Source organism: Micromonospora sp. NPDC023869, from assembly GCF_055559695.1.
In genome coordinates, this window is the sequence record NZ_JBVHKD010000004.1 from 376,410 (window position 1) to 391,921 (window position 15,512).

Consider the following 15,512-nt stretch of genomic DNA (forward strand, 5'->3'; position numbering starts at 1 on the left):
ATGGGCGTACACGGGCCGGCGCCGGTCGCCGCCGAATACACGATCTGGATCACCGACCACAACTTGGCACCGATCTCCCAGCAGGTAGATGACTGGTCTGCCATCTCCGTGACTTTGCGCCACAACGAAGTCAGCAGCGGCGAGTTCACCTGCCCCGCACATCCCGAACTGGTGGCTGCGGCACGCACCCCCATGTCGCGGGCAGTGATCGAACGCAACGGGACGATCCTGCTCGCCGGGCCAATCGAGTACACGCCGACCGACTACGAGGCGGAACGCGACGGCTACGACGGCAACGGCGACATCACCATCCGATTCGCCGACGACCTGGCCCTCATCGCTGGCCGCATCTCCTACCCGAACCCTGCGCAGGCAGCCACCGCGCAGACAGTCGCCAAATGGACGGCCACTGGCACACCTGAGGTGCTGATGCGTTCGCTGGTCGGCGACAACGGCGGCCCAGGGGCACTCGTCGCACGCCGCATTCCCCGGCTGGTTCTCGGCACCACCGCTGGTGTCGGCGGCTCCGTCACGTGGTCTACCCGCTTCCAGCCGGTCACCGACGACCTTCGCGGCATCGCCGCCATCTCGTCGACACGGGTCGGGTTCCGCACCCAGCAAGTCGGTGACGACATCGAATTTCAGGTGTATGAGCCGACCGACCTGACCGGCAAGATCTGGTTTTCGCGCAGCATGGGCAACGTTCTGTCGATCAAACACGATCCGGAAGCACCCCGGGCCACGGTCGGTATTGGCGGCGGCAAGGACGCCGGAGTCAACCGGCTGATTGTGGAGCGTGGCACGCCGGGCGACTGGTGGCGGATTGAGACGTTCGTGGACGCGTCCGGGGCGGACAACATCACCGAACTGAACGCGCTGGTTGATGAGGAGATCGCCAACGCCGCCGAGGTGCAGCGCCTCGCTGTGGTCGCTGCGGACGTGGAAGGCCAGCGGTTCGGCGACGACTATCCGCTTGGCGCTCTGGTCGCGGTTGAGGTGGTGCCCGGCCTGCCGGACGTTCCGGACATTGTTGCCGCTGTCGAGATCGAGGTTGACCCGGAGCAGGGGGAGACGATCCGCCCGGTCATCGGTGCCAACTCCGCTCAAATGCTCAACCCTGCCGCTGCCGTGCAGCGCGACATTCTGCGTGCCCTCTCGCGGCGCGGCGCCCTGGTCGAGATCCCCCTCTAGCAGGATCGGAGGTGTGGTGTGGCCGGCTACGCATTCCCCACCACCGCCTACAACTCGCGGGCGCTCACGCCACGCGAGTATGAAGACCTCGCCCACACGTACACCACTGATGGCGTCTACGGTTTCCCGACGGATCCGGCGCTGGTGTACGCCGACAGCACCCTACGCGGCGTCAAAATCCGCGCGAATCGGACTGTGCTGCTGCGTGGGCTGCGATGGCATTCGGGCGACGACGAAGTGTCAGTGCCACTCGACGCCAACTCCACGGCCGGAACGAGCCGCATCGACCTGATCGTGCTACGCATGTCCCGGAACCCGTGGACTGTCGCACCTGCGGTCATCAAGGGCACGGCTGTTGCGTCACCGGTGGCGCCGACTCCCACCTACGGCGTCAACACCGCCACCGGTGTGTGGGAGTTGCCGTTGGCTGAGGTGACGGTTCCCTACAGTGCGACGACCGCCAACACCACACCTGCCCAATGTGTGCCCCGCGCCTGGTATGTCGGCTCCGACGGCCAGTACCGGTGCACGGCGACGACCCGCCCGCCGCACGAGCCGGGCCGTGTGGTGTGGGAACACCCCGCCGGCCGATATCTGGTGTCGACCGGAGATGCCTGGCAGGTGGTGCGTGAGGACACCGGCTGGCTGTCGTGCTCGCTGCGCACCAACTGGTCGCTGCGCACCACCGGTGTTGCTCGGGCTCGCAGATTCAACGGCGCCATCTACCTGGAACTCGACGTTTTCAGGGAGACCTCCAACGTGGCGGCCGGATCCGAACAGATCATGTGCAGCCTGCCGTCCGGCCTAGCCCCGACCCGCCAGCGGTTTCCGTCTGCATCCATCAACTTAAACGGCCAGTCGGGTCGGGTCACGGTCCGCGCCAACGGCGACATTTCGATCGCCTACCACAACGGCATCGCCGTGGGTCGAGCCGTGTCGTGCGTCGACACGTGGGTTCAGGACTAGGAGGGCTGCTGTGCGGTACGTCTTTGGTGGTGGCCTGGCCGACTGGGCTTTCGGCACTGCGACAGTCGACGGCACCGACAAGCTTGCCCGCCTGGCGGACGGTGTCGAGATCACGTTTTGGAACGCGCAGACTGGCGGATCCCAGTACACGGATCTGTTGGACATGGGCGGGGATCCGATCGCGGCGGTGACGTCGTCGTCGGCCAGCGAAACGAGCGCCCCGGGTCAGATCCCGCAGTTTCGGGGCCCTGACGGTGTGACGGTGATGTGGGCTCAGGCGGGTACTGGGCCTCGCGCGGTGATGGTGACTGTCAACGCGGCCGACATCACGGTGGATCCGGGGGTGCTGCTGCCGCCTCTGTCTGTGTCGGGCGCGGTTACTGCTGGCGTCGGCGTGCACAGGCTGTACAACGACACCAGTGCGCCTATGCGGATCGCGGGGGTGCGGGTGTCTGCGGGCACTGGCCCATCGGCTGGAAGCGTGATCATCGACGTGAACCGCAACGGCACCACCATCTATCCGACGCAAGTCAACCGTCCGGCGATCGGCACGGGTCAGACCACCAGCGGCAAAAACACGCTCGCTGAGGTGACGGAACTGGGCATCAACGACTACCTGACGGTCGATGTCGACTCCGCCGGAACGGGCGCCGCGAATCTGGTCGTGCAGATCGTCGTGACCAGCAGCTAGTCCTATGCGACCCGCAATCACCACGACGGGGAGGGGCTGGCTGTGCCGACGATCCTGAACACGTTCGCGACGGGCCAGACGTCAGGCGCGGCAGTGTCGGCGGCGTCCTCCGGAAACGGGGATGCCGGCACCCCGTTTGATGCGGTCTCCGTCGGCGCTGGCAACACTCTGACGATCGCGTCGGGTGGCGGCGCCAACGTCACCGTGGGCGCGTCTGCGGGCCAGCCCGCGTATGTGGAGTGGGCTACCGCGCTCGTGCCGTCTGGTACCTCCGCCGTCCTCTACGCGTCGATCGGCTTGGACTTCGCGACAGCGCCGGCCACCGGGCTGGCGATTGTGCGCGGCATGTCTGGGTCGGCGCAGAGGTGGCGGGTCGAGTTGACGTCGTCGGCGACGGTGCAGGTGCGTAACGCGGCCAACAGCACGGTCGGGTCGGCGTCGTCGGCTCTCGCCACGGGCACGCACCATCGCATTGAGGTGGCGGCGGCCGGACACAACTCGGCCGGCGAGATCGAGGTCCGCATTTTCGCGGGCAACGGCACCAGCCCGGTCGAGGTGTTGGGGCCGTTCACCGCGCAGGTGTTGGGCGGCCCGGTGTCGTCGATCCGCTACATAGTGGGCGCATCGGCGTCACCCGCGTCGTCTACGAGCATGCACATCCGCTACGTGGGCGCTTCGACGACGGCGTGGTTAGGGCCTGCGGTGCCAACACCGACGGTGGGGCACGTCTGGGTGGGTGCTGTCACCCACAACAGCACGGTCGTGTCGTACGGCACGTCGCACATCGGGTCGGCGCGGCTGGTGGTGTCGACGTCGGAGTCCCTGTCGTCGCCTGTCTACTCGTCGGCGGCAAGCCCCGACGCGGATGGGTTCGTGAAGCTGTCGCGCGGGTCGCTGGCGGTGGACACCCTGCACTACTTCGGCATCGAAGCTGATGGGGTGCTACTGGATTCGGGCCGGGGTTCGTTCCGTACGGATCCGACACCGGGCAGCCCGGCCAGCTTCTCGGTTGCCTTCGGCAGTTGCCAGCAGACGAACAGCAACGCGATCACCTTCTCCAAGATCGCGGAGCGTGAAGGGCCGTACGGCAAAGCCCGCCGCATGCTCCACGAAGGCGACTGGCACTACAGAGACTTCGGCGCAGGCACTACGGCGGCCGATGTGGTGGCGCAGTGGAAGTCGAGTCTCGGCACCCCCAACATGATGACTTTGCTGTCGACGGTGCCGACCGCGTACGTGTGGGACAACCATGACTGGGGCGGCACCGACAGCAACGCCTCCGCACCAGCAGGTCCGGTGCTGGCTGCCGCATACCGGCAGGTGGTGCCGCACTATCCGCTGGCAACGGCTGGCACGGTGGCTATCCACCAGTCGTGGGTGATCGGCCGGGTGCGGTTTATCGCACTGGACACGAGGTCGCAGCGGTCAGATCGCACCCTCCCCGAGTCGTCGTCGAAGACGCTGCTGGGCAGCGAGCAGAAGGCGTGGTTTCGGGCGCAGCTTCAACAGCCCGAACCCCTCAAGATCGTCATGTCGGGTATCTACTGGCGGCGTGACGCCGTCGGCGGCGACCGGTGGGGCTCCTACCAAACCGAGTGGGCCGAAATCCGCGACTGGGTGGCCGCACAAGGTGCCGCGATCGGCAAAGTCCTGGTCGTGTCCGGCGACCGGCACGCCCTCTACGCAGACGACGGCACCGGCGGCCCGTCCGGTGGCACCTACTGGCCTAACGTCGGCGGCGCCGCTTTCGACCAGGGCAGCAGCCAGCCGTACGAGACGTGGACGCACGGCTACTACTACGGCGTCCACAACACCAACTTGCGCGCCTACGGCTGGCTGGACATTGAGGACTCGGGGGCGTCCATCACGGTCGCCTACTCCGGCATCACGTCCGCCGACGATGTGGTCCGCGTGTCTATGACCGTTGAGGTGCCTGCCGCTGCCGCCCTGCCTGCCCGCTGGGGCATCCATCTGCGCTGACCTGGGGGTGCGCGTGCCGCTGTATGCAGGATCCACCACCCCGCCGGTCACGGTGCGGGTCGTGTTCGATCAGGCCGTCTACCGGCGCGGTGACGTCATCCGGTTTCAGGTGCTGGTGGAGGGGGTGCCGACCGTGGTCGATCAGGTCGAGTTCGCCGGGTCGGTGACGCTGCCGGGCGGTGAGCTGCGGCCGGTCTCCGCGTCCGTCGGAGTGGTGGACGGGCCGATCTTCGGCGCGTTCGCCGCCGCCGGCTACGAGGTGGCGCAGGACCCGTACGACCCATCCCGCTACGTGGCCACTCCGAGGGAGCATTCATGACGCGTGCACCAGAGAACCTGATGGCCGTGCGGCGGCTGCTGCTCGACCATCTCAACGTCGATGAGACGCGGGTTCGCCACGAGGATCTGGAACCGAACGAAGTCGGCATTGTCGGCGACGCCGCACACCGTGGCGGCTACCACTGCGGATCGAACCGGGTGCTGGCGAACGACTATTCGGTGGTCGAGTCGCCCCGGGACCGCAACGGGCTGACGTTGGATGCTGCCGCACTGGATGTGGGCTGGTTCGAGTGGCGTGACCGCAACGGCAAGGTCCACAACCTGTTCACGTTCAGCGTGTGGTGTGTGGGCGAGTGTGAGCGGGGAGCGGCGGACACCCTCGACATTCGGGAGATCATCTACAGCCCGGATGGGAAGACCGTCAAGCGTTGGGATCGGCTCAAGCGCCGGTCGACTGGCGACGTGTCGCACCGCTGGCACACCCACTTTTCGTTCTTCCGCGACGCGATCAAGGCGGGCCGCGATCTGACGTCGCTGTTCCGCCGCTACCTGACCACTATCGGCCTGATCGGGTCCGAGCAATCCACTGGGGGAGATGACGTGTCCAGGCATGTGCGTTACGGCGACCGGGGCGAGAACGTGCGGGATGCACAGTTCCGCTTCAACCGGCTGGGTGTCCGTACCCGCAATCCGGGCAAGAAGGCCGGTCAGGCGGGGTTCGGCACGGAGGAGGCGCTGTCGACGGACGGCGTGTACGGCGATCACATGGTGGCTGCGGTGGTGGCGTTCGAGAAGGCCACGAATCCGGGCTGGTCGGGTGACGGCAAGGCTGTTCTGGCGGCGACGTGGACGCGCATGGATGACGCGTACTGGCGGCAACTCATTGCCCAGCACGCCCCGAAGCCGCCGGCCGTCCCGGCTCCGACGGTGGACTACCGGCAGCTCGCGGGCACGGTGGACCTCGCCCAGTTGGCGGCCAACATCGACGTCGCCCGCCTGGTTGCGGATCTCGACTACCGGCGGGTCGTGTTCGAGCTGCTGTCTGCCCTACCCGACGCCAAGGGGTGACATGCGGCCCGTTCAGATCACCTCCGGCCGGCACCCGTTCGAGGTCACCTTCCTGATCGCCGCCCTCGCCTGCGGACTCATCCTGGTCGCCAGCAGCACCCGCCCCCGGTCGGTGACCGCTGCGATGCCGTCGTTTGTACAAGGCGCATGGGAAGTCGGCCTGGTGGTGGCCGGGGTGGTGGGCCTGGTGGGGGTGACGTGGGCGGGCCGCCTGTCTACCGCACTCGGTGTGGAACTGCTGGGCGTGAGTGTCCTCGGCACCGTCACCACCATGTACACGATCGCCCTGTTCGTGATCTCCGGCATGCAGGCGGTGGCGGCAGGCGCTTTCGTGGCCGGGGTGGCGGTCGCCTCATGGTGGCGTGTCGGTCAGATTGGCCGTGATCTGTTGCGGGTTGCTCGGGCTGCGGAGCGGGGTGTGACCGCCGATGTGCCGCTTCTAGTGGAGAAGGACATGTGATGCAGGATGCGTCGGGGGGCCCGCAGTGGGTGCAGATCCTCATCGCGGTGGTGGCGGTGCTCGGCGGCGGTGGGGGCCTTGCCGCGCTGGTGACGGTGCTGTTGCAGCGCCGCAAGTTCAAGGCCGATGCGGCGGACGTGCTGACTGACACGGCGTTGACGTTGGTGGAGCCGTTGAAGGCCCGGGTGTCTGAGCTTGAGACGGAGGTGTCGTCGGCGCGCAAGAAGGCGTCGGCGGCGAATAGCGAGCTGGAGCGGATCCGGGATCAGTTGCGGGATGTGGTGCGGCTGATGGTGCGAATGCGTGAGGTGATTTTGGCGGATCCGACGGCGTCTCCTGAGTTGCGGGAGATGGTGCAGTCGGTGCCGGTGCAGAACGGTCGGGGGCTTGGCTAGTAGGGCTCGCGTTCGTGGATGGCCCACCGGCCGGTGATGTTGTGTTGGTCGCGGTAGAGCCCGTCGATCCAGTCTCGTAGCCGCTGCGCTTCGGCGTAGGCGCTGTCCTGGCCGTCGCGCTCGGTGCGCTGGGTGGGGGCGTCGGCGGGCACACTGTGCAGCACGATCCACCGACCTGATCCGTCCATGCGCTGTTCGACGCGGACGGTGGCGGCGGGGATGTCGTCGCCGGGCAGGTACAGCCACGAGTGCTGTCTGACCTGCGGCTGACCTGGCATGACGTGAGCCTAGCCGCGTCTTCTTCACCAATCCTGGCCCCGAGTTCAACTCGTGGGCCTTCTTCTTCAACTGACACCCCCAGGAGGGGCCATGGGTGATCCCGCAGAGGGAACCCGCGAATGGATCGAATCGGTGCACGAGGGCCGGCATCCCGAAACCCTCGGCCTTGCCCGCTACTTCGCGTGGTCGCACCTGCCGCCGCATCTGGCTGAGGTGTCCCAGCCCGCCTGCGACCTGATGACGGAGATGGTCGCCGTACTGCCGGACGGTCCCGAGCTGACCGCCGGACTTCGCAAGCTGCTCGAAGCGAAGGACTGCTTCGTTCGGGCGGCACTCGACTCGACCTCGAAGAGGTAGCCATGACTGACATCGACATCTCCCGGCCCATTTTCGGCCGGGAGCCCGCAGTTCTGATCAACGCCGTGGCGGCGGTTCTGGCCACCCTGATCGGCTTCCTGCCGACCTTCCTGTCCACCGAGCAGGCTGGCGGGATCATCGCGGTGCTCACCGCCGCCGCTGCGCTGTGGACTGCGGTGAAGGTGCGACCGGTCGCCCCGACGCTGTTCGTCGGTCTGATCACCACGGGTGCGACGCTGGCGGGCACGTTCGGGTTCAGCCTGTCGCAGCAGCAGGTGGGTTTGCTGGCTGCCGCGTCGGTGGCGCTGATGACGGTGCTGGTGATCCGCCCGCAGTCGACGCCGGTCAACGCCCCGCGCACGATCGACGGCACGGTGGTGGCCGGGGACATTCGGGCCGAAGACCTGCCGGCGGCCTGACATGGCTGCACTGGTTGTGGTGCTGCTGATCGCGGCGGTGGTGTTTGCGCTGCTCAAAGCGTTCGGCGTGGCCGCCCGGGTCGACTTCGGTTGGCTCGCGATCGCGTGTGTGATTGCGGCGGTGTGGCTGGTGCCTGCCGCCTCCTGATCGGGCGTCCCTGTCTGCTCCCCAGCGGCGACGCCACTGGGCCGCTCCGTCTCCTGCTCTGCCGCCACAGCGGGCAGGTGGGCGGGGCGGCCCACCCTTTCGTTTCCGGCCGTCGATGATCGGCGGTCGCAAGTGTCCGGATGCTTCGACCATGGCCTACACGGGCCCTGTCACCTTGCGGTTTGCGGATGGACGCTGGTCGTGACGTGCAGGTGAGGGGGACTCTGATGAGAGGCGCAATGTGGCGGGACTTCGTCTTCGCGGCGGTGGAGGCTGTCCGCCGTCCGTCGCCGGAGCGCACTGCGGCGGTGGCGGCGGATCGGGCTCGGGGTGTGCGACGTCTGGCAACCGAGGTGGTTGCCCGTAGCCGTCGCATGGCGGGCGGGGAGCGTCGGGCCGCCTAGCCTGCCGCTGTGGTGGCGGGGTGCGGCCAAACGCGGTCGCCCAGCTCGACATCGGCGCGCAGCCGGTAATGACACGGCCAGTAGGCGTTGCAGTCGCGGCAGCGGCGGGGCTCGTCGTCGTCTCGGCCGTGCCGTGCCGCGAGCACCCGCCAATGCTCACGATCCACACCCATGCATATACCCGCCACCTGCGGAAACGACACCGCCCCACCTTGGCTTCACGGCCGGGGTGGGGCGATTTTGCCGTATCGGCAGGAGCCTAGAACGCTCATCGCAGATCGGCGCGGTGCCCCTGACCGGGCCGGGTGCGGGCGATCTGCGACGCCCGGTGCAACTCCCAGCCCGGACGACCGCCCATCTCAATGTCCGGCGGTGGCACCTGCCCCCGGCTGCTGTAGGAGCGCAGCGTCGACTCAGACACACCCAGCAGGTGCGCCATGTCCGCCCCACCGATGTAGAAGACCACACCGCCGATGTCGGCCGCCGCATCCACGTGGACCTTGATCGCGTGCGGCTGCTGCGTCAGGTCGATGCCAGCGGCGTCGGCGATCTCGTCGTGGTTGAGCAGCCCTTCGGCCAGGGCGCGGCGGATCTGCGTGGCCCGCTGGTCGAGCAGCAGGTGATGCTGCCAGTCGGGCGCGGTGGCGTAGCGGCGGGCCACGTCGGCGAGCAGTTCACGGCGACGCTCGGCATAGCGGTCACGGGAGACGCGGTACAGCACCAGCAGGCGGGCGGTGCTGGTGACGAGCGCGACGGCGGTGCTGATCTCGTCGTCAGCGACGCCGAGGATGGCCAGGGGCGCGTCGCCGTAGGGGCCGCCGGTGAGCTGTGCCTGCCCGACGGTGAGCGGGGCGGCGGTGGCGGGGTCGTCGCCGTTGGCGATGGGGTCGCTGGTGACGCGGATGATGAGGCCGCGTTCGAGGTGGGTGCCGTAACGGTCGGTGCGGCTGTAGGTGGCGTCCCAGTCGAGGTGGATGGTGATGTCGTCGTCGGTGGTGACGGTGGTGGGGCGGTCGGTGAGGATCTGCGTCACGTCCATGCCACAACTACAACGCATAGCTGTGATGTTGTCAAGACATTGCAACGCTGCGCTGCATGGTCTATTCTGAGTGCACACCACGGCACACGGAGGCGGACATGCTGTACCTGACCATCAACGGCGAGGACCACCCCTACGTCACCCTCGGCGGCACGCAGGCCCCCACCGCTGCCCTCGACATCGCCGACTGGTACCGCGCCGCCGCCGACGAAGCCGCCATGCTCGACGACGACGACCACAGCCGGGCCGCCACCGCCACCCGCCGTGAACTCAACGCCGCCCGCGACGCCTGGATCGCCGCCGGATGCCCCCGCCGCCCCAAGGCGCGCCGGTTCGGTCGCCGCACCCCGGCACCCGTCCCCGTTGAGCCCGCCACCGAGCAGGTGGAAGCCGACCCCCGCCGGCAGGAACTCACCACCGTCGCGAGCATGGTCGCCCATCTCCGCAGCGCCGGCCGCAGCGTCCGCCAGATCGCCGAGATGGTGGGCGTCACCGCCTCCACCGTCTACCGCTGGGCGCACAGCGCGTGCCTTCCCCGCCCGGCCAGCCGCGCCACCCTGGCCGCGCTCACCGCCGCCTGACACACCGGCCTGCTAGCCTGGCCGCTTTCCCCGCGCATGCGGGGGTGATCCACTGTCACTACCGATCCGGTAATGCTCCCCGCGTAGGCGGGGGTTGACATGGACGGCATGGGAGCAAACGAGCCCTGCCATCACGGCTGGTGGGGGCGGCATTGCTGTGCCCGGATCAGGAACACACCTGCGTCTTCCACGTCCGGTAAGCGATGTCCACCTGCTGCTGGGCGCTTGCCACCTTCGTATGCGACTCCCCCTCGAACACGTCGAGACCCAACTCCACGTTCAGCAAGGCAAGGTCGGCGTTGAACTTTGCGACGGCGGTCGCCAGAGCTTTCGTCGGCTGACTGTCGTAGCCGGACACAGCCTCCAAAAGCGCCTTGCCGTCTTCGAGCGCCGCAGTCCGTTGCCCGTCGGTGGCGTCGGCCCATTCGTCGGCTGTTGTCGGCATGCCGGCGTTCTGCCATGCCGTGTAGGCGCGTCCGATGTTGACGCACTCGACTTCGACGGCTGCTGGACGTGCCGAGCTGGTGGCGGGCGCGGGCGCGGCTTGCTCGTCTGCGTCGCTGCTGCTACATGCGGTGGTGGCGAGTAGGGCGGCAAGGATCAGCGCTGCTGCGCAGTGGGGGCGAGTCATGCCCGCCGACCGTACTGACCGCCTGCCGCCCCGCTAGATGGCCGTCGGGTTCCCGACGCAGCTCCCACCACTCGTGGGGAACGCCTGCCGCTGTGGACACACCGTGCTGCCCGGTCTGGTACCAGCCGTCGGCCTTATGTAGGGCGATGGGCTGTGCGAACAGGTAGGTGATGGCCGGGAGGTTGGACGGCTGGACGATGGTGGCGTGCCGGTGCGCGTACGCGGCGGCGTACAGGCCGTGGCCCCGCCAGTTGGGGTGCTCGTAGTTGTCGCAGCAGCGCAGCACGCCGCCGTCCTCAATCGCGCACGCCCACGCTGCCGGCACCCACCGGCCGCCGTGATGCACGGTGGCGATCGTCCACGTCTTACCCGCCTGTTCGTCCAGGCGGTGTTCGGCATCAACCCACATGCGGGCAAGCAGGTCAGGATCGGACCGAATCTGATCGATCAGTTCCTCATAGCGAGGATGACCCACCTCCACATTCACCAACTGAACGGCAGCCATCGCTACACACCTTTCCGCCGACGCTAGTCGCGGTTCATCGTTCGCCGAGAGCCTTGAGTAGGCTCATCCGGTCGATGCCGGCCCGCTCGGCAGCCGTCTTCTTGTACCCCCGTCGCCCTTGAGGCGGGTTGTCGCGGACCAGCATCACCCCGATCCAGGTGGCGGCAGCGAACGCTTCACGCTCTCGCCGTCGAGCCTCAATCAGCGCCCGCTGTGCATCCTCGGGAGTCGTGTCGCCCAGCAGGTACTGCACCACGGCAGACAGGGCCGCACCCCGCTGGTCCTGCTGGGCCGTCTACACGTCTCACGTAGAACTGTCTACACGAAGACGAGACCGGCACCGCCGCAATGGCAGGCCGGTCTCGTCTCCTGGTCGACTACGGCCGTCCGCCCTGACGAAGCCACTGATTGTCGAGGAAGTCTTCGATGCCGCCCCAGTTGTCGCAGATTTCGTACGCCAACTCGCGGTAGGTGATCGTGTCACCGGTCGACTGTTCCGCGTCCGCGTCCGGTTCGGCCACCTCATCCCAGCCGTGCGGCTCACCCTCAGGGTCGATGTAGACGGGCGGCCAGTCCAAGCCGTTTCGGGGCATCGGTCACGCCCCCGGGTAGCGGCTGGGCAGCGACTCGTACTGCTCGCGGATGTGCATTCCCAACGCCCGCGCTTGCCCCTCGGGGGCCTCCGGCCATGCCTGGCGGATCTGGTGCTGAATCTCGTACGCCTGCTCGCCGACGGTGTTCTCGTCCGCGTAGTTGGCGAGGTCATCGGCGACCCACTGCATCGTGTAGCGGGGGGTGCCGGAGGGACGTACGCGGCTGATGATGCGCTGACCGTCGAGGTAGATGGTGCAGCGGCTTGCGGGGGGCAGCGGCTCGGGGACGTGCGTTTTGCGGCAGCGGTCGGCGAGTTCGCAGTTGATGTCGGTGCAGCGGGCGGGTTCGCCGTAGCGGGCCCATTCGTCCATGGTGAGTGCGGTGGTTTTGAGGGTCCAGCGGGGGTGGGTGTCGGGTGTGTAGGTGACGGCCATGGGGGGCTCCCGGTGTGCGGCGATGCGGGCGGCGGGTTTGCCGTTGCGGGTGATGATGATGTCGTCGCCTTGTTGGGCTGCGGTGATGAGGTCGCCGAGCTTCTTGCGGGCGTCTTCGATTCCGAATTCCTTGCTGCTCACACTGAAAACCTTAAGGTCTCCACGTGCACCAGTCAAGCAAAACCTTAAGGTTTCCGATGGGCGCACACAGACAGAACCGGCCCCACCGTGATGGTGGGGCCGGTTCCTTCGGGTGGCGGCAGAAAGATCAGACCGAGGCCAGCTCACCCCTCCGGGCAGCATCCACGAACGCGGCGAAGTCGAGCGGCGCGAACGCAAGCATCGGACCCGCCTTGTCCTTCGAGTCCCGCACCCCCACCACGTCGGGCGCATCCGCATTGATCTCCACGCAGTTGTCGCAGTTCGGCCCCGACTTCGAGGACTTGAACCACCCACGCTGCACCGTCATCTGTGCTCCTCATTGCTCAGCCCGACAAGGCGGGCAACCCAACTGGGGTGGTCTATCCAGCCGACGGCGGTCCCGAAACCGGCCGTCCCTGCTGTAGCTGGTCGCGCGCCCACGCATACTGGCCGCAGCCGTCGCCGGGGCATTCGATGTGGCAGCGGCGGCCCTGGTCGTGGGCACTCACGGTCATCTGCGCCGAGAACTGGACACTGCCCGGTTCAATCGGCTCGTCGAGGCGGCTCACGAAGCACCTTCCAGGTTCGCCCGGAGCGCGGGCACCAGTACCTGCGCCTCCCAGCAGTGGTCGCGTCCACAGTCGGGCTGGTGGGGGTTGCAGTCGTGGCCGTCGGCGGCAACAAGGCCGCCGTGCATGTCTCGGCCGACGGCCCGCAAGCGCACGAGCACGTCTTCCTTGGCGGGTTCTCCGGCGGGGCTGTACCACTCGCCTGCCCGCAGGTACACGATGGCCCCGTCGGGCACGGTGAGGCTGATTCTCATGCCCGCCCCCACCTGCTGGCTGGGGGCCGGTTGTGGGGTGCGGTGTGGCGCGGCGGCAACCACCGCTGATTTCGGCTCATCGCATCCCCCTCGGTTTGGGGTGGTGGCCGGAGGCTGGTGCCACCTCCGGCCACCACACTCGGTGGGTCCGTGCTGGCGGCAGCCCGCGACCCCCCGTCTACGAGCCACCGCGACATTCCCGATGTCGGCATCTTGCACTTGTCCCGACAAGTTGAGGATGGCCGATAAGCTGCCATGACGGCAGGTGTGGAGCGTGGCGCCACACCGCAGGCCACGACGCTGGGGGGCGAAATGGGCGGTTTTGGTTCCACACTGAGACGGCATCGTGAAGCCGCCGGGCTCGGACTGCGCGGACTCGCCGCCGTCGCGCACGTCGACCACTCCTACCTGGGGCGGGTCGAGAGGGGCGAATGCCGACCGTCAGAGACGGTTGTGCGTCGCTGCGACCGGGCACTCAACGCCGACGGTGCGCTGGTGGACGCGTGGCGCAGCGAGCAGGCAGGCCCCGACATGAACCGACGTACCCTCCTCGGTGCGATGGGTGCGCTGGCGGTCGCCCCCGTCGCCCCACTGGTCGGCTTGGAGGCGCTACGCCACAGTCTCGACGCGGCGGGCCGAGTACAGGCAGACGAGTGGGCGCGCATTGTCGCCGACTACGGACGCGACTTCTACACCCTGCCCGCCGCCGACCTGGCCGAGCAGCTGCGGGCCGACCTGATGGTGCTGTCTCACCAGATTGCCGCATCCCCTGCCGACCGGGATTTGATGCGGGCCGCAGCCCACCTGTCAGCCATCATGGCAATGGGCTTGTCGGCCGCCGGCCAGCATGGGATGGCTCGCCGCTGGTGGCGTACCGCGCGTGCGCATGCGGATCAGTCGCGGGATGTGGACTGCCGGGTGTGGGTGCGGGACTGGGAGACCGTCAACGGCACGTACGAGGGCAGGCCGGTCGCGGAGATCCTGTCGCGGGCTGATGAGGCGGTGACGATCGCAGGCGCCCGCGTGTCGGTCGGCCATGTGGGTGTGCTGTCGGGCCGGGCGCAAGCTTTGGCGGTGGCGGGCAGGCCGGTGGAGGCGCGTGCGGCGCTGGCGGCTACAGCGGCGATGACGGACCGGATGCCTGCCGAGGTGGTGGCCGACGCCGATTCGATGTTCGGCTGGCCGGAGGTGCGGCTGCGGCACACCGAGTCGTTCGTCTACACGCACATCGGCGACGTCGACCAGGCGATGACGGCGCAGGACCGCGCTTTGGCCTTGTACCCGGCCGAGCTGGGTAGGGAGCGGGCGCAGATGGACATGCACCGCGCGTCCTGCCTTATTCAGGGCGGGCATGTGGGTGACGGGTTGCGTTACGCCGCCGACGTGCTGGACGCGCTGCCGGCGCACGATCACACGGCTCTGCTGTATCAGGTGGCCCGATCGGTGGTGTCCGTGGTGCCGGAGCGGGAGCGGCGCCGCACCGAGGTCACTGATCTGCGCGATCGGCTCGCAGCCCTGCCAGGCGGTTAGGCTCCCGCGCATGGCCGAACTCTTGTGGACGCTCGACGACGCGGAAGCCGCTGTCTCGCACACCGACGACATGCGTGACCTGTACGCGGCTGTGTACGCCGAGCCGCCGTACAACGAGGGGCCGGAGCACGTGCGCCAGTTCGGGCGTTGGTGGCGGGACCATCTGCGGCAGCCGGGCTTCGCGCTCGCCACGGCACGGGATGCGGGCGTGCTGGTGGGTGCCGTGTACGGGCACACCATGAGGTCGGGGCAGTGGATGGAGCCGGACGCGGACGAGCCGCCGGCCGAGCTGCGGGACGCTGTGAAGTTCTTCGTCGTGGAGTGGATGGTGCTGCCCGACTATCGCAGCAAGGGTGTGGGGCGGCATCTGCTGCTGCGGATGCTGCTGCAAACCCGGCGCGAGCCGTGGGCGGTGTTGGCGGCGAACCCGGCCGCGCCTGCCCGCAGGCTGTATGAGCGGTTGGGGTTCGAGCAGCATGGGCGGGTCAGGCCGCGCACGATGCCGGCCATGGATGTGCTGGTGCTGCGACTGAACGAGGGGGAGGAAAGCGCTTCCCTGTAGGCGTTCCGGAGACAGCGAAGCACCCCACCCCGAAG

At 68.0% G+C, this 15,512-nt stretch carries 23 protein-coding genes and 1 pseudogene; 15 read left to right on the top strand and 9 right to left on the bottom strand.

Features of this window, described 5'->3' with window-relative positions; all coding sequences use genetic code 11:
- The 8 genes from ACZ31C_RS15265 (at window position 1) to ACZ31C_RS15300 (ending at window position 7,030) form a co-directional block, all read left to right on the top strand.
- On the top strand, window positions 1-1,191 hold the full coding sequence (locus tag ACZ31C_RS15265) for a Gp37-like protein (protein WP_465795799.1): 1,191 nt from the start codon (window positions 1-3) through the stop codon (window positions 1,189-1,191).
- 18 nt (window positions 1,192-1,209) lie between these two features.
- Window positions 1,210-2,157: a hypothetical protein gene (locus ACZ31C_RS15270; RefSeq protein WP_465795800.1), complete on the top strand. Its 948-nt coding sequence runs from the start codon at window positions 1,210-1,212 to the stop codon at window positions 2,155-2,157.
- A gap of 10 nt (window positions 2,158-2,167) precedes the next feature.
- Entirely contained in the window at window positions 2,168-2,848 is a 681-nt protein-coding gene (locus tag ACZ31C_RS15275) for a hypothetical protein (protein ID WP_465795801.1), read from the top strand.
- A 42-nt stretch (window positions 2,849-2,890) separates the two neighbouring features.
- Window positions 2,891-4,828, top strand: a complete 1,938-nt coding sequence (locus ACZ31C_RS15280; RefSeq protein WP_465795802.1) for an alkaline phosphatase D family protein — start codon at window positions 2,891-2,893, stop codon at window positions 4,826-4,828.
- A 61-nt stretch (window positions 4,829-4,889) separates the two neighbouring features.
- Entirely contained in the window at window positions 4,890-5,147 is a 258-nt protein-coding gene (locus tag ACZ31C_RS15285; RefSeq protein ID WP_465795803.1) for a hypothetical protein, read from the top strand.
- A complete protein-coding gene (locus ACZ31C_RS15290) occupies window positions 5,144-6,175 on the top strand; it encodes a peptidoglycan-binding domain-containing protein (RefSeq protein WP_465795804.1) in 1,032 nt (343 codons plus the stop codon). The genes ACZ31C_RS15285 and ACZ31C_RS15290 overlap by 4 nt, the downstream gene beginning before the upstream one ends.
- 1 nt (window position 6,176) lies before the next feature.
- Window positions 6,177-6,635 (top strand): hypothetical protein, encoded by a 459-nt coding sequence (locus tag ACZ31C_RS15295; RefSeq protein WP_465795805.1) that lies wholly within the window; start codon window positions 6,177-6,179, stop codon window positions 6,633-6,635.
- A complete protein-coding gene (locus tag ACZ31C_RS15300) occupies window positions 6,635-7,030 on the top strand; it encodes a hypothetical protein (RefSeq protein ID WP_465795806.1) in 396 nt (131 codons plus the stop codon). Before ACZ31C_RS15295 ends, ACZ31C_RS15300 begins: the two co-directional genes overlap by 1 nt.
- Here the strand turns inward: ACZ31C_RS15300 and ACZ31C_RS15305 are convergent.
- Window positions 7,027-7,308: a hypothetical protein gene (locus ACZ31C_RS15305; RefSeq protein ID WP_465795807.1), complete on the bottom strand. Its 282-nt coding sequence runs from the start codon at window positions 7,306-7,308 to the stop codon at window positions 7,027-7,029. The genes ACZ31C_RS15300 and ACZ31C_RS15305 overlap by 4 nt on opposite strands.
- Window positions 7,309-7,399: 91 nt before the next feature.
- Between ACZ31C_RS15305 and ACZ31C_RS15310 the strand changes: the two genes are divergently transcribed.
- The 3 genes from ACZ31C_RS15310 to ACZ31C_RS15320 are packed head-to-tail and all read left to right on the top strand — an operon-like array spanning window position 7,400 to window position 8,233.
- The gene (locus tag ACZ31C_RS15310; RefSeq protein WP_465795808.1) at window positions 7,400-7,666 is read left to right on the top strand and encodes a hypothetical protein; all 267 of its coding nucleotides are present in this window, start codon (window positions 7,400-7,402) and stop codon (window positions 7,664-7,666) included.
- Between the two features lie 2 nt (window positions 7,667-7,668).
- Window positions 7,669-8,085, top strand: a complete 417-nt coding sequence (locus tag ACZ31C_RS15315) for a hypothetical protein (protein ID WP_465795809.1) — start codon at window positions 7,669-7,671, stop codon at window positions 8,083-8,085.
- Between the two features lies 1 nt (window position 8,086).
- A complete protein-coding gene (locus tag ACZ31C_RS15320; protein ID WP_465795810.1) occupies window positions 8,087-8,233 on the top strand; it encodes a hypothetical protein in 147 nt (48 codons plus the stop codon).
- A 672-nt stretch (window positions 8,234-8,905) separates the two neighbouring features.
- On the opposite strand, the gene ACZ31C_RS15325 is transcribed toward ACZ31C_RS15320, so the two are convergent.
- Complete coding sequence (locus ACZ31C_RS15325) at window positions 8,906-9,676, bottom strand: MerR family transcriptional regulator (protein ID WP_465795811.1); 771 nt, start codon at window positions 9,674-9,676, stop codon at window positions 8,906-8,908.
- Between the two features lie 98 nt (window positions 9,677-9,774).
- On the opposite strand from ACZ31C_RS15325, the gene ACZ31C_RS15330 reads away from it, so the two are divergent.
- Window positions 9,775-10,257 carry a helix-turn-helix domain-containing protein gene (locus tag ACZ31C_RS15330; RefSeq protein ID WP_465795812.1) on the top strand — a complete coding sequence of 161 codons (483 nt, stop codon included), beginning with the start codon at window positions 9,775-9,777 and terminating at the stop codon, window positions 10,255-10,257.
- A gap of 166 nt (window positions 10,258-10,423) precedes the next feature.
- Here the strand turns inward: ACZ31C_RS15330 and ACZ31C_RS15335 are convergent, their stop codons facing one another.
- The 7 genes from ACZ31C_RS15335 to ACZ31C_RS15365 form a co-directional block, all read right to left on the bottom strand.
- Window positions 10,424-10,888, bottom strand: a complete 465-nt coding sequence (locus tag ACZ31C_RS15335; protein WP_465795813.1) for a hypothetical protein — start codon at window positions 10,886-10,888, stop codon at window positions 10,424-10,426.
- Window positions 10,824-11,393 carry a hypothetical protein gene (locus ACZ31C_RS15340; RefSeq protein ID WP_465795814.1) on the bottom strand — a complete coding sequence of 190 codons (570 nt, stop codon included), beginning with the start codon at window positions 11,391-11,393 and terminating at the stop codon, window positions 10,824-10,826. Before ACZ31C_RS15340 ends, ACZ31C_RS15335 begins: the two co-directional genes overlap by 65 nt.
- Before the next feature lie 34 nt (window positions 11,394-11,427).
- The gene (locus tag ACZ31C_RS15345) at window positions 11,428-11,649 is read right to left on the bottom strand and encodes a hypothetical protein (protein ID WP_465795815.1); all 222 of its coding nucleotides are present in this window, start codon (window positions 11,647-11,649) and stop codon (window positions 11,428-11,430) included.
- Window positions 11,650-11,770: 121 nt separating this feature from the next.
- The gene (locus tag ACZ31C_RS15350) at window positions 11,771-11,986 is read right to left on the bottom strand and encodes a hypothetical protein (RefSeq protein WP_465795816.1); all 216 of its coding nucleotides are present in this window, start codon (window positions 11,984-11,986) and stop codon (window positions 11,771-11,773) included.
- Window positions 11,987-11,989: 3 nt separating this feature from the next.
- Window positions 11,990-12,562, bottom strand: a complete 573-nt coding sequence (locus ACZ31C_RS15355; RefSeq protein WP_465795817.1) for a type II toxin-antitoxin system Phd/YefM family antitoxin — start codon at window positions 12,560-12,562, stop codon at window positions 11,990-11,992.
- Window positions 12,563-12,689: 127 nt separating this feature from the next.
- On the bottom strand, window positions 12,690-12,890 hold the full coding sequence (locus ACZ31C_RS15360) for a DUF397 domain-containing protein (RefSeq protein WP_465795818.1): 201 nt from the start codon (window positions 12,888-12,890) through the stop codon (window positions 12,690-12,692).
- A 237-nt stretch (window positions 12,891-13,127) separates the two neighbouring features.
- Window positions 13,128-13,385 (bottom strand): hypothetical protein, encoded by a 258-nt coding sequence (locus ACZ31C_RS15365; protein WP_465795819.1) that lies wholly within the window; start codon window positions 13,383-13,385, stop codon window positions 13,128-13,130.
- A 312-nt stretch (window positions 13,386-13,697) separates the two neighbouring features.
- Here ACZ31C_RS15365 and ACZ31C_RS15370 point away from each other — a divergent pair.
- The 3 genes and pseudogenes from ACZ31C_RS15370 to ACZ31C_RS15380 all read left to right on the top strand — a co-directional run.
- Window positions 13,698-13,880 (top strand): annotated as a pseudogene (locus tag ACZ31C_RS15370) (helix-turn-helix domain-containing protein); the annotation flags it as partial.
- Between the two features lie 63 nt (window positions 13,881-13,943).
- Window positions 13,944-14,915 (top strand): hypothetical protein, encoded by a 972-nt coding sequence (locus ACZ31C_RS15375; RefSeq protein WP_465795953.1) that lies wholly within the window; start codon window positions 13,944-13,946, stop codon window positions 14,913-14,915.
- A gap of 10 nt (window positions 14,916-14,925) precedes the next feature.
- On the top strand, window positions 14,926-15,477 hold the full coding sequence (locus tag ACZ31C_RS15380; protein WP_465795820.1) for a GNAT family N-acetyltransferase: 552 nt from the start codon (window positions 14,926-14,928) through the stop codon (window positions 15,475-15,477).
- Window positions 15,478-15,512: the final 35 nt, after the last annotated feature.